Source organism: Streptomyces yangpuensis (genome assembly GCF_024666385.1).
Taxonomy (GTDB): domain Bacteria; phylum Actinomycetota; class Actinomycetes; order Streptomycetales; family Streptomycetaceae; genus Streptomyces; species Streptomyces yangpuensis.
Genome location: NZ_CP102514.1, coordinates 3,963,312 through 3,975,161 on the forward strand (window position 1 = coordinate 3,963,312; position 11,850 = coordinate 3,975,161).

The 11,850-nt window shown below is 72.4% G+C and carries 13 protein-coding genes; 10 read left to right on the forward strand and 3 right to left on the reverse strand.

The window, feature by feature from the left end:
* Positions 1 to 84: 84 nt before the first annotated feature.
* Both NRK68_RS18145 and NRK68_RS18150 read left to right on the forward strand, forming a co-directional pair.
* Complete coding sequence (locus tag NRK68_RS18145; protein WP_183066557.1) at positions 85 to 750, forward strand: GntR family transcriptional regulator; 666 nt, start codon at positions 85 to 87, stop codon at positions 748 to 750.
* Between the two features lie 167 nt (positions 751 to 917).
* Entirely contained in the window at positions 918 to 1,568 is a 651-nt protein-coding gene (locus tag NRK68_RS18150; RefSeq protein WP_183066558.1) for a putative DNA-mimic protein, read from the forward strand.
* 93 nt (positions 1,569 to 1,661) lie between these two features.
* Here NRK68_RS18150 and NRK68_RS18155 read toward each other — a convergent pair whose 3' ends face one another.
* Positions 1,662 to 2,411, reverse strand: a complete 750-nt coding sequence (locus tag NRK68_RS18155; protein ID WP_200904413.1) for an SLATT domain-containing protein — start codon at positions 2,409 to 2,411, stop codon at positions 1,662 to 1,664.
* Positions 2,412 to 2,700: 289 nt separating this feature from the next.
* On the opposite strand from NRK68_RS18155, the gene NRK68_RS18160 reads away from it, so the two are divergent.
* From NRK68_RS18160 to NRK68_RS18190, 7 genes are all read left to right on the forward strand, one after another.
* A complete protein-coding gene (locus tag NRK68_RS18160; RefSeq protein ID WP_075970649.1) occupies positions 2,701 to 3,045 on the forward strand; it encodes a YbaB/EbfC family nucleoid-associated protein in 345 nt (114 codons plus the stop codon).
* Between the two features lie 57 nt (positions 3,046 to 3,102).
* Positions 3,103 to 3,702: a recombination mediator RecR gene (gene recR, locus NRK68_RS18165; RefSeq protein ID WP_030648057.1), complete on the forward strand. Its 600-nt coding sequence runs from the start codon at positions 3,103 to 3,105 to the stop codon at positions 3,700 to 3,702.
* A complete protein-coding gene (locus NRK68_RS18170) occupies positions 3,695 to 4,342 on the forward strand; it encodes a DUF5063 domain-containing protein (protein ID WP_046777818.1) in 648 nt (215 codons plus the stop codon). The genes recR and NRK68_RS18170 overlap by 8 nt, the downstream gene beginning before the upstream one ends.
* A gap of 175 nt (positions 4,343 to 4,517) precedes the next feature.
* Complete coding sequence (locus NRK68_RS18175) at positions 4,518 to 5,792, forward strand: aspartate kinase (protein ID WP_046777819.1); 1,275 nt, start codon at positions 4,518 to 4,520, stop codon at positions 5,790 to 5,792.
* Positions 5,789 to 6,865 carry an aspartate-semialdehyde dehydrogenase gene (locus NRK68_RS18180; RefSeq protein WP_183066560.1) on the forward strand — a complete coding sequence of 359 codons (1,077 nt, stop codon included), beginning with the start codon at positions 5,789 to 5,791 and terminating at the stop codon, positions 6,863 to 6,865. Before NRK68_RS18175 ends, NRK68_RS18180 begins: the two co-directional genes overlap by 4 nt.
* A gap of 169 nt (positions 6,866 to 7,034) precedes the next feature.
* On the forward strand, positions 7,035 to 7,805 hold the full coding sequence (locus NRK68_RS18185; protein ID WP_183066561.1) for a SigE family RNA polymerase sigma factor: 771 nt from the start codon (positions 7,035 to 7,037) through the stop codon (positions 7,803 to 7,805).
* Positions 7,802 to 8,896 carry a hypothetical protein gene (locus NRK68_RS18190; RefSeq protein WP_183066562.1) on the forward strand — a complete coding sequence of 365 codons (1,095 nt, stop codon included), beginning with the start codon at positions 7,802 to 7,804 and terminating at the stop codon, positions 8,894 to 8,896. The genes NRK68_RS18185 and NRK68_RS18190 overlap by 4 nt, the downstream gene beginning before the upstream one ends.
* Here the strand turns inward: NRK68_RS18190 and NRK68_RS18195 are convergent.
* Complete coding sequence (locus NRK68_RS18195) at positions 8,863 to 9,732, reverse strand: SURF1 family protein (RefSeq protein ID WP_183066563.1); 870 nt, start codon at positions 9,730 to 9,732, stop codon at positions 8,863 to 8,865. The genes NRK68_RS18190 and NRK68_RS18195 overlap by 34 nt on opposite strands.
* A gap of 37 nt (positions 9,733 to 9,769) precedes the next feature.
* Positions 9,770 to 11,581 (reverse strand): S9 family peptidase, encoded by a 1,812-nt coding sequence (locus tag NRK68_RS18200; protein ID WP_183066564.1) that lies wholly within the window; start codon positions 11,579 to 11,581, stop codon positions 9,770 to 9,772.
* Between the two features lie 86 nt (positions 11,582 to 11,667).
* Here NRK68_RS18200 and NRK68_RS18205 point away from each other — a divergent pair, with 86 nt between their 5' ends.
* Positions 11,668 to 11,835, forward strand: a complete 168-nt coding sequence (locus NRK68_RS18205) for a hypothetical protein (protein ID WP_157879735.1) — start codon at positions 11,668 to 11,670, stop codon at positions 11,833 to 11,835.
* Positions 11,836 to 11,850 lie beyond the last annotated feature (15 nt).

Genomic DNA, 11,850 nt, shown 5'->3' on the forward strand with positions numbered 1-11,850 from the left:
TCCACATAACGATCACAAACCGCTCGGTTTCAGCCTCGCTGTCTGGCCTATGGTGTCCGAAGCTCGACGACAGGACGGACCCCTATGCCAGGCAGCGCGGCTGTCACCCGCAACACACTTCGCCAGCAGATCGCGGACGCGCTGCGTGACGAGGTGCTCGCGGGACGTCTGCCTCCGGGGACCGAGTTCACCGTGAAGCAGATCGCCGAGCAGTACGAGGTCTCCGCGACCCCGGTGCGCGAGGCGCTCGTGGACCTGTCGGCCCAGGGGCTGCTCGAACTGGTCCAGCACCGGGGATTCCGCGTGCGGATCCTCACGGTCGACGACTTCCGCGGAATGATCGAGGCCCGTTCGCTGGTCGTGGACGGGATATTCCGCCGGCTCGCCGAGCAGGGCGCCGCCCCGGGCTCCGGCGAGATGCTGGTGTCGGTGCGCCGCCGGGGCGAGGAGGCGCGCAGGGCCGCCCAGAGCGGCTCCCTGGAGGTGCTGATCGGCTACGACCTGCGCTTCTGGCGGGAGCTGAGCGGGCTGGTGGCCAACACCTACATCACCGAGTTCCTGCACCGGATCCGTGTGCAGTGCTGGGTCTTCGCCGTTCCCCACCTCCAGCGCGAGCCGCGGCTGCGGGAGGCCCTCTGGGACGGGCACGGCGATCTGGTGGACGCCGTGACGCTGGCGGACGCGGACGAGGTACGCCGCATCGTGCAGGGCTACAACGAGCACGCGCTGGCCTGGGCCGACCGGCTCTGAGCCGCGTCGTTCCCGGTGGGGCGTCCCGGTCGGTCCCGGTCCGTTGCGGTCGGTCCCGTGAGCCCTGAGCGGGCTGCGGGGGCGCGCAGTTCTGCGCACCCCTTCGCGGAGGGTGTTCGGCGCACTACGCTGGCCGGATCGGCGACAACGACTGATCGGAGGCCGTGTTGGCCTGTGACCTGTGGCTCGTCCCCCTTGTCGACGTGCTGTGCCACAGCCCCGACAACCCCTTCGCGGAAGAGATCGCCTCGTACGACAAGGCGCTGGGTGAGGCCGGACTCCCGTCCGTGCCCGTGTTCGCGTACATGCCGGGTCTGAGCGGGGACGTCGCTCCGGTCGCCGGTTTCGACTACGACGCCCTGCATTTCCTGAGACGGGCCTACCTGCTCCAGCTCTGCGGCCTGCCGGTGACCCCGGTGGACGAACTGGGCGGGGACTACGAACAGCTGCTGGAGATGTTCGAGCCCACCGCGCAGCAGTCGCACCTGGTGTGGCACTACGACCACGCGGGCGCCTACGTGCCCGTCGACTTCGCGGCACCGCTGGCGAACGAGGAACTGCTGGCCGGAGGCGGCCCGCTGGGGTCCGCACAGGGCCTCCTGCGGGAGCTGATGTTCGTCGCACCCGCCATCGGGATCGACCCCGGGAACCCGCCCGCGGCTCCGGCGCCTCCCGGGCGGCCGACGTCGCTGGAGGAGCCGGCGGGACCGATCCCGTACGACGGCAGCCCCTTCGCCCGCGAGCGGCACGTCTGGCTGGGACTGCACGCGGCGGCCACCCGCAGTCTCGGCCAGGGCTCAATGATCATCTTCAGCTGACCAAGCTGACCAAGCTGAACCGGCTGAACCGGCTCAACGAACGCCCGGTACCGAGCCGGCGGGCGGGGCGCCACCGCCCCGCCCCTCCCCCTCTCAGCGGGGCTGCTCCGGGGGCCGCTGCCGCGGCATGTTCGGGCGGGTGCCCGGCGGCAGCGGGAAGCGGGCCGGCGGGATGTACGCGTCCGCGCCGCGCGCCCCGGAGGCGCCCAGCGACTGCATCACCAGCGGCGCGGGCCCGGCCCGGAACTCCACCATCCAGTCCGCCGTCTCCGAGCGCACCAGCTCCGTGATGTCCTCGGAGAAGCGGCGCAGCACGGTCAGGCACCGCTCGGCGGCCTCGCTGGCGGTGCCCTCGGTGGGCCCGAGCACCTCGCGGACGTTCTCCGACGCCCAGTCGAACTGGAGGGTCTGCAGCCTGCGCTGCACCGCCTGGGCCGTGGCCACGTCCCGCATCCAGCCCGACGTCAGCCCGAAGAACCGGTCGCAGGCCAGTGCCGCCGCGCCCAGCAGCAGCGCCAGGTACCCGTACGTCGATCCGCCCGGCGCCGAGCCCGTCAGCTCCAGCACCGGCATCGCGGCGCCGGTGACGGCCCCCAGGGCCGCGCCGACGCGCAGGACGCGCGCCCCGCGGCGCTTCCAGGCCCGGTCGGACAGGTACCACTCGGCCGTGCGCAGCGCGTCCGCCTCGACCCGCCGGTAGAGCTCGTCGAGCCGCTCGGCGGGCTCCCCCCAGTCGCCGAGCGGGAAGGGCCGGCCGGTCAGATCGCCCGCCGCCTTCGGCCCGCCGCCTTCCTCCCGGGGATCCCGGGGTGGCCCCTCGGGCTGCATCTCCGGCTGGCTCACCCGGCACTCCCTCTGCCTGCGCTGACGTGTGGTGGTGCGCGTGTGCGCAATGATGCGCATGCTCTTCCTACCTTCGAATGACGGGCGATGGACAACGAATCCCGGGATTTCCGCTCGCAAGGAGGGCTCCATCAGGTACGCGCATGCCCCGTCTCTCACTCGAAAGAGTTGGTCCTCACGGCGTAGGGCGCTGCGCCCGGGGAGCACGTAGGCTCGGATTGACCAAGCGTTCCGAAGGTCTCGGGGCGCGAGGGTCCTGACGGTACCGACGTACGGAAGTGAGTGCCCTGTGATTCCCGGTGGTGGCCAGCCCAACATGCAGCAGCTGCTCCAGCAGGCCCAGAAGATGCAGCAGGACCTCGCTGCCGCCCAGGAGGAGCTGGCGCGGACCGAGGTCGAGGGCCAGGCCGGCGGCGGCCTGGTCAAGGCGACCGTGACCGGCTCCGGTGAGCTGCGCGCGCTGGTGATCGACCCGAAGGCCGTGGACCCGCAGGACACGGAGACGCTCGCCGACCTCGTGGTCGCGGCGGTCCAGGCCGCGGGCGAGAACGCGCAGGCGCTCCAGCAGCAGAAGCTGGGCCCGCTCGCGCAGGGCCTGGGCGGCGGCAGCGGGATTCCCGGGCTGCCGTTCTAGCAGTACCCTCCCTCGTCCCTCCCACCCGACGCATCCCATCCGAAAGAAGGCAGTCCGTTGTACGAAGGCGTGGTCCAGGACCTGATCGACGAACTGGGCAGGCTGCCCGGCGTCGGGCCCAAGAGCGCGCAGCGGATCGCCTTCCACATCCTGCAGGCCGAGCCCACCGACGTCCGCCGCCTCGCGCACGCGCTGCTGGAGGTCAAGGACAAGGTCCGGTTCTGCGCGGTGTGCGGGAACGTGGCGCAGGAGGAGCGGTGCGGCATCTGCCGCGACCCGCGCCGGGACGCGACGGTCATCTGTGTCGTCGAGGAGCCGAAGGACGTGGTCGCGATCGAGCGGACCCGCGAGTTCCGGGGCAAGTACCACGTCCTCGGCGGCGCGATCAGCCCGATCGAGGGCGTCGGCCCCGACGACCTGCGCATCCGCGAGCTGCTGGCGCGCCTGGCGGACGGCGAGGTGACCGAGCTGATCCTCGCCACCGACCCGAACCTGGAGGGCGAGGCGACCGCCACCTACCTCGCCCGCATGATCAAGCCCATGGGCCTGAAGGTCACCCGCCTGGCCAGCGGGCTCCCCGTCGGGGGAGATCTCGAGTACGCGGACGAGGTCACGCTGGGGCGGGCCTTTGAAGGAAGGCGACTTCTCGATGTCTGACGCAACGCTGCACGCTCTCGGCCAGGATCCGGACGACTTCGCCGCCTCGATCGCGGACCAGATCGAGTCGTTCATCGTCGCGGTCACCGAGGTCGCCAAGGGCGAGGACCCGGACAGTGCGGTGCCCTTCCTTCTCCTGGAGGTGTCCCAGCTGCTGCTGGCGGGCGGCCGGCTGGGTGCGTACCAGGACGTGCTGCCCGACGAGCGCTACGAGCCCGATCTCGGCCCGGAGCCGGACGTCGACGACCTGCGCGAGCGGTTCGCGATCATGCTGGAGCCGGTGGACGTCTACTCCGAGGTCTTCGACCCGTACGAGCCGCGCAAGGCCCCGGTGGCGCACCGGATCTCCGACGACCTGGCCGACGTGGTCGCCGACCTGCGGCACGGGCTGATCCACCACCAGGCGGGCCGCATCACGGAGGCCCTGTGGTGGTGGCAGTTCTCGTACTTCACCAACTGGGGCCCGACCGCCTCGGCGACCCTGCGGGCCCTGCAGTCCCTGATCTCGCACGTGCGCCTGAACCAGCCACTGGCGGCGCTGGACGGCCTGGACACGGACGAGGACCTGACCGAGGACGACCTCGCCGAACAGGCCGGACAGGTCATGGCGCAGGAGCTGGGCCGCCTGGGCCGCAGGTGACCCGCGCGCATGACCTGCCGCGGGTGACCCGCCCCGGATGACCCGGCGAAAGTGATCGTCCGGCACGGGAACCCGGATTTTGATCTGTTCGTCTCATGATGCGGTACGAGGCGGTCGGATCCCGGTCGCTCGTTAGACTGCACCAGCAATGAGACGGACTGAGCGAGGAGCGCACGTGGGCCTTGTCGTGCAGAAGTACGGAGGCTCCTCCGTAGCCGATGCCGAGGGCATCAAGCGCGTCGCCAAGCGGATCGTGGACGCCAAGAAGAACGGCCACCAAGTGGTCGTCGTGGTGTCTGCGATGGGCGACACGACGGACGAGCTGATCGATCTCGCCGAGCAGGTTTCCCCGATGCCTGCCGGGCGTGAATTCGACATGCTGCTGACCGCCGGAGAGCGGATCTCCATGGCCCTGCTGGCCATGGCGATCAAAAACCTGGGCCACGAGGCCCAGTCGTTCACCGGTAGCCAGGCAGGCGTCATCACCGACTCGGTCCACAACAAAGCGCGCATCATCGATGTCACGCCGGGCCGTATCCGCACCGCGCTGGACGAGGGCAACATCGCCATCGTCGCCGGCTTCCAGGGCGTGTCCGCGGACTCCAAGGACATCACCACCCTGGGCCGGGGCGGCTCGGACACCACCGCCGTGGCGCTCGCCGCGGCGCTGGACGCCGAGGTCTGCGAGATCTACACCGACGTCGACGGCGTCTTCACCGCGGACCCCCGCGTCGTGAAGAAGGCCCGGAAGATCGACTGGATCTCCTCCGAGGACATGCTGGAGCTGGCCGCCTCCGGCTCCAAGGTGCTGCTGCACCGCTGTGTCGAGTACGCACGCCGCTACAACATCCCGATCCACGTCCGTTCGTCCTTCTCGGGACTGCCGGGCACCTGGGTCAGCAACGAGAATCCGCAAGGGGACGCGCAGGTGGAGCACGCCATCATCTCCGGAGTCGCGCACGACGTCTCCGAAGCCAAGATCACGGTCGTCGGCGTCCCGGACAAGCCGGGCGAGGCCGCGGCGATCTTCCGCGCCATCGCGGACGCCGAGATCAACATCGACATGATCGTGCAGAACGTCTCCGCGGCCTCGACAGGCCTCACCGACATCTCCTTCACCCTCCCCAAGGCCGAGGGCCACAAGGCCATCGACGCCCTGGAGAAGGCGAAGAGCGCGATCGGCTTCGACTCCCTGCGCTACGACGACCAGATCGGCAAGATCTCCCTGGTCGGCGCCGGCATGAAGACGAACCCGGGCGTCACCGCCTCGTTCTTCCAGGCGCTGTCCGACGCGGGAGTCAACATCGAGCTGATCTCCACCTCGGAGATCCGGATCTCGGTCGTGACCCGCCAGGACGACGTCAACGAGGCCGTCCGCGCCGTGCACACCGCCTTCGGGCTCGACTCCGACAGCGACGAGGCCGTCGTCTACGGGGGCACCGGACGATGACGGCAGCCCGGTCGACCCCGGCTCCGGCACTCGCCGTCGTCGGGGCGACCGGAGCGGTCGGTTCGGTCCTGCTCCGGATGGTGTCCGAGCGGGCCGACGTCTGGGGCGACATACGCCTGATCGCCTCCGGCCGCTCGGCGGGCCGGATGCTGTCCGTCCGCGGGCAGGAGTGCGAGGTGCTCGCCCTCACCGAGGACGCCTTCGACGGCCTCGGCCCGGGCGACGTCGCCCTCTTCCTCACTCCCGCCGAGATCTCGGCCAGGTGGGCCCCCGTCGTCACCGCGCGCGGTGCGGTCGTCGTCGACCAGTCCGCCGCCTTCCGGGACGATCCCGAGGTGCCGCTCGTGGTCCCCGAGATCAACGCCCACGCGGCGCGGATCCGGCCGCGCGGGATCGTCGCCGCGCCGGACACCGTCACCGCCGCGATGGTCGCCTCCCTGGGCGCGCTGCACGCCGAGTACGGCCTGACCGAGCTGGCCGTTTCCACGTACCAGGCGGCGAGCGCGGCCGGCCGGGCCGGCTCCGAGGCGCTGCGCCGCCAGCTGTCGCTGGTCGCCGGGACCTCCCTGGGCGAGCAGCCCGGCGACGTACGCCGCGCCGTGGGCGAGGACACCGGGCCCTTCGCGGCCCCGCTGGCCCTCAATGTCGTGCCCTGGTGCGGTGAGCTCGACGAGGACGGCTGGTCCTCGCACGAGCTCGCCGTACGGGCGCAGACCCGCCGGATCCTTCAGCTGGAGACGCTCCCGGTGTCGGTGACCTGTGTCCGGGTGCCGGTGCTGACCGGTGACTCGCTGACGGTGCGGGCCGGCTTCGAGAACGAGGTGAAGGCCGCGCACGCCCGGGAGATCCTGGAGGCCGCGCCCGGTGTGGTGCTCGTGGACGACCCCGCGGCGGGGGAGTTCCCCACCCCTGTGGACGCCGCCGGGACGGATCCGGCCTGGGTGGGCCGGGTGCGGGCCTCGCTCGACGACCCGTACGCGCTGGAGTTCTTCGTGTGCGCCGACAATCTCCGCAAGGGGGCGGCACTGAATGCCACGCAGATCGCGGAACTGATCGCAGGTGAATTTGCGTAATTCGCTTTGTAGGATCGGTGCCGATCCCTTGATCAAGGTGATGGCCCGACTGCCGTTTCGCTGGACGGGGCAATCGGGAAGAGCGGGTACGCATGAGCGCAATACGGATTTCTCCGGTGAGGCTTCCACGCGCGTACAACCCTGACGGGGGGACGCGTGTCCTACAGGCGTGGCAGAGGCACTGCTCGAAGTGGCCGTCCTACCGGCACGTGCGGGGATCGTCCCGCCGCGCCGGGATCTCCGCACGTCCGGCGGCGGTCTCCCCGTGATCGTTCCCGTCCCGCGGCCGGGGACCCCGGAGGTGCCCGCACGGGCCGCCGTACCGGTCCCGGGCGGCCTCGTGCCCGCTCAGCGTGACAACGCAGGGACGGACGGGAACGGCAAGGACGAGACGGCGCAGCCGACGGCCGACGTGGCGGCCGACGTGGCGGCGCAGGTGGTGGCCGGCACCACGGTCGACCACCTCACGGCGACCTACCAGGCGCACTACCGCTCCCTCCTCGGCCTGGCCGCGCTGCTCCTCGACGACACCGCCTCGTGCGAGGACGTGGTCCAGGAGGCGTTCATCCGGGTGCACTCCGCCCGCAACCGGGTCCGCGACCGCGAGAAGACCCTGGCGTACCTGCGCCAGACCGTCGTGAACCTCTCCCGTTCCGCCCTGCGCCGGCGCATCCTCGGCCTCAAGCTGCTGTCGAAGCCCATGCCGGACATGGCGAGCGCCGAAGAGGGCGCGTACGACCAACTGGAACGCGACGACCTGATCAAGGCGATGCGGGGGCTCCAGCGCCGCCAGCGCGAAGTGCTGGTGCTGCGTTACTTCGCGGACATGACGGAGTCCCAGGTCGCCGAGACGCTCGGGATATCGCTCGGCTCGGTCAAGGCGTACGGATCGCGGGGGATTGCCGCGCTGCGGGTGGCGATGGAGGCTGCGCAGTCATGATGGACGACCACACAGCGCCGGACGGCGCGAGCGGCGAGGACGAGCTGCGCATCCTCCTGCGCGGGGCCGTCGAGGGCCTGCAGCCCTCCGAGGACGCGCTGGAGCGGATCCTGCACGGCGTCCCCGCGCGACGCCGGGCCCGCAGGCGCCGGGCCGTCGTCGGCGCGGCCGCGGCCGCGCTGCTGGCGGGTACCGCGATCCCGGCCGCCCTGCACCTGGCGGGCGGCGAGGGCACGGCCCCGGACCGCCATGCCATCGCCGGCCACGAGGCGCAGTCGGGCGGCAAGCGGGGCGGCGCGTCCGACCCGCACCAGAACGGATACGGCGCCTACCCGAAGGCGGGGAGCTCCGTCAGCGGCGCCCCGGACGCGGGCGGCGCCACCGGACAGCCGGACCCCGCGCAGGGCGGCTCCCCGACCGGGGGGCTGACCTCCGGCCCGGCGGGCACCGGAGCCTCGGGCGGACCGGCCGGTACCGCGGCCGGTCCGGCGGCCGGCACGGGCCCGCTGCCGCCGGTGGCCGCGCCGGGCGTGCCCGGGTGCGGCGCCGAGCAGCTCGGTGTCGTCGGCTTCGTCCGCAACCCGGAGACCGACGGCCGCGTGGCCGGCGGCTTCCGGGTCACCAACGTCTCGTCCCAGGGCTGCGCCGTCGCCGGCCGGGACGCCGTGACCGCGGCCTCCGCGCCCGTCGCGACGCTGACCCCGGGCTCCGGGGTCGCCGTGGTCGGCCACACGGCGGGCGGCCCGGGCAGCGGGCTGCTGCCCGACCCGTCGGCGGAGGCGCCGGTGGTGGTGCTCCCGCCGAACAAGTCCTACGAGGTCCGCTTCGCGTGGGTGCCGCCGGGCGAGCCCTGCACGACGACCGGCTCGACCAGTGGCGGTACGCCGCCGCAGACCGGGTCGGCGGGCACCTCGGGCAGCCTGCGCAGCGGCGCTGCGTCGGAGCCGCAGACCGGCACTCCTCAGGCGCCGAGCGTCGTCGAGGTGTCCCACACCCCCCAGACCAGCGGCGCACCGACGACGCGGACATCGATCCCCGACGCCTGCGGCGGCACGGTCTACCGGACGGGCGCGATCCCGGTCGACGACTGATCCTGCGGGTCCTGGCCGGCCGGGGCGGTGGCGTCCGCCGGGCCGGTGAGGTCGGCCGGGGCGGCGAGGTCGGCCGGGGCGGTGGGGTCGAGCAGGCCGGCCTCCGCGTCGCGCAGCGTCTCCACCTCGCGGCGGTAGAGCCGGAACCACATGAAGAGCACGAAGGCGACGAAGACGAACCACTCGCCGGTGTAGCCGAGGTTCTGGAACGCCTTCAGGTCGAGCCCGGTGTTGGTCGGCGCCTGCGCAGGCACCGGAAGCATGCCATCCGCCGGGGTCTGCACGGTCAGCCAGGCGTCGTACAGCGGGTGCGGGACGATGTTGACCAGCGTGGCCGCCGCGATCACCCCGACCTGCCCGGCGGGCAGACCACCCTGGGCGTGGACCCCCTTCGTGCCCGAGTTCTCCGGGGCCTGGAGGGCTCCGGTCACCTCGACCCGGCCCGTCGGCGCGGCCGGCGCCTTCGCGGGGTCCGCCGCGCCCGGCAGCCAGCCCCGTACCACCGGGACGGCCTTGCCGGAGTCGGTCCTCAGCAGCGTCAGGACGTAGAAACCGGTCGCGCCGTCGAGCCGCCGCCCGGGCACCAGCATCTGCTCGGCGTACTCCCCGGACGCGGAAGCCAGCCGTCCGGAGGTCTCCGTGTCGACCGGGAGCAGCGAGTCCAGCGGGGCCGCCACCTGGTCGGCGGGCCGCTCGGCGGTCGCTTCCCGGTGGCTGTCGACACGGGCCTCGAACCGGCCGAGCTGCCACGACCCCATGAACAGGCAGAAGGGGACCGCGAGCGCGACGAAGACGTTGATCCCCCACCAGCGCGGGGTCAGGAGAAACCGGTGCACCCCACCACGGTACGGGGGGTGCACCGGCCACCGGTGCTCAGGGTCGGGCGGGCAGGTGCTTCAGCGCGAACTCCAACTCCATCCGGACCTGCTTGATCCGCTCCTCCACGACGAGCGAGCCGTGCCCCGCGTCGTACCGGTACACCTCGTGCACCGCTCCGCGCGCCGCGAGCCGGTCCACGTAGTTGTCGATCTGCCGGATCGGGCAGCGCGGGTCGTTGACGCCCGCCGCGATGTGCACGGGGGCCTTCACCGCGTCCACGTACGTCAGCGGCGAGGACGCCTCGAAGCGGTCCGGGACCTCCTCCGGCGTTCCGCCGAAGAGGGTGCGGTCCAGGGCCTTCAGCGCCTCCATCTCGTCGTGGTAGGCCGTCACGTAGTCCGCGACCGGTACGGCGGCCAGGCCCACCGCCCACGCGTCGGGCCGGGTGCCCAGGCCCAGCAGCGTCAGGTACCCGCCCCAGGAGCCGCCCGACAGGACCAGGCGCGCCGGGTCCGCGAGGCCGGACGAGACCGCCCACTCCCGGACCGCCTCGATGTCCTCCAGTTCGATCAGGCCGACCCGGTGCTTGAGGGCGTCCGTCCACTCCCGGCCGTAGCCCGTCGAACCCCGGTAGTTGACCCGGACCACCGCGAAGCCGTGGTCCAGCCAGGCCGCCGGGGCCGCGGCGAACGCGTCGCTGTCGTGCCAGGTGGGCCCGCCGTGGACCTCGAATACCGTCGGGAAGGGGCCGTCGCCGTGGCCCGCCGGGCGCTGCACGAGCGCGTGGATGCGGCCGCCCGGACCCTCCACCCAGGCGTCCTCCACCGGCAGCGAGCCCGGCGGCCGGAAGCCCGGCGGGTCCAGGACGACACCGCCCGCGGTGGACCGCACCGACGAGGGCTCGGCGGCCGACGACCACAGGTACTCCACCGTCCCGTCGGGCCGCGCGGTGGCCCCGGACACCGACCCCGGCGGCGTGTCCACGCGTACGAGCTCCCCCGCGGCCAGGTCGTAGCGCCACAGCTCGCTGCGCGCCTCGAAGCTGTGCGCGACCAGCAGCGCGGAACCGTCCGGATACCACTCGGCGCTGACGTCGCCCGGCAGGTCGATCGCGAGGTCCTGCTCGGCGCCGGTGGCCACGTCCCACACCAGCGGCTCCCAGCGGCCGCGCCGCTGGTGGCCGATGAGCAGCCGGGTGTCGCCCGCGACCGGGGCGAAGCCGAGCACCTCGAGGCCGAGCTCCTCCGTTCCGCCGCGGGAGTCGTCCAGCTCGGCGACGGTGGCCCCGTCGAGGGTGAGGACGCGCAGCGCCGAGTGCATCGCGTCGCCGTGCTCGGTGTGCTCGACGGCCAGCAGGGTCCCGTCGTACGACAGGTCGCCGACGCCCGCGGACTCCCGGTGCCGGTAGATCACCGCGGGCTCGGAGCCGTCCGGGCGGACCACGTGGATGGTCGAGCCGTCCTCGTCCGTGGAGCGCCCGACGACCGTGGTGCCGTCCCGCCCGATGGCCAGGCCCGCGGGGTACGAGGGCTCCAGGCCGGGGGTGGCCGGCTCGTCGGGGCCGCCCGCGAAGGGCTGGCGCACCCATGTGCCGAACTCGTCGCCGTCGGTGTCTGAGAACCACCAGATCCACTCGCCGTCGGGAGAGAGGGTGCCGTCGGTGGTGCCGTTGGGGCGGTCGGTGGCCTGCCGCTGCCGGCCCGTGGCGCGGTCCCAGGCGTAGATCTCGAAGGTGCCGGTCGCGTTGGAGACGAAGAGCGAACGGTCCGGGGCGTCCTCGGCCCACTCGGGCAGCCCGACGCGCGGCGCACGGAACCGCTTCTCCCAGTCGGGCATCTCGGGGGTGATCTCGCTGTCGCTGGTCATGCGCCCATTGTGGCCGCAGTGGCTCCGGGGATGCTGACTGCTCCGAATGGGCGCACAGTGGACCCGTACGCCAAGGAGGAACGATCATGGCCAAGAAGGCCCGCACCGGTCACCACCTGCACCAGGACTCCGAACGCGCGCTGGCGAAGAACACCGCTGCCGAGGCCCGTGCGAAAGCCGCGTTCAAGGACGCCCACTCCAACGCCGCGAAGACGCGCGGCATGCAGCAGAAGGCCCAGGCCAAGCGCGGCTGAGGGCCGTCGTCCGTA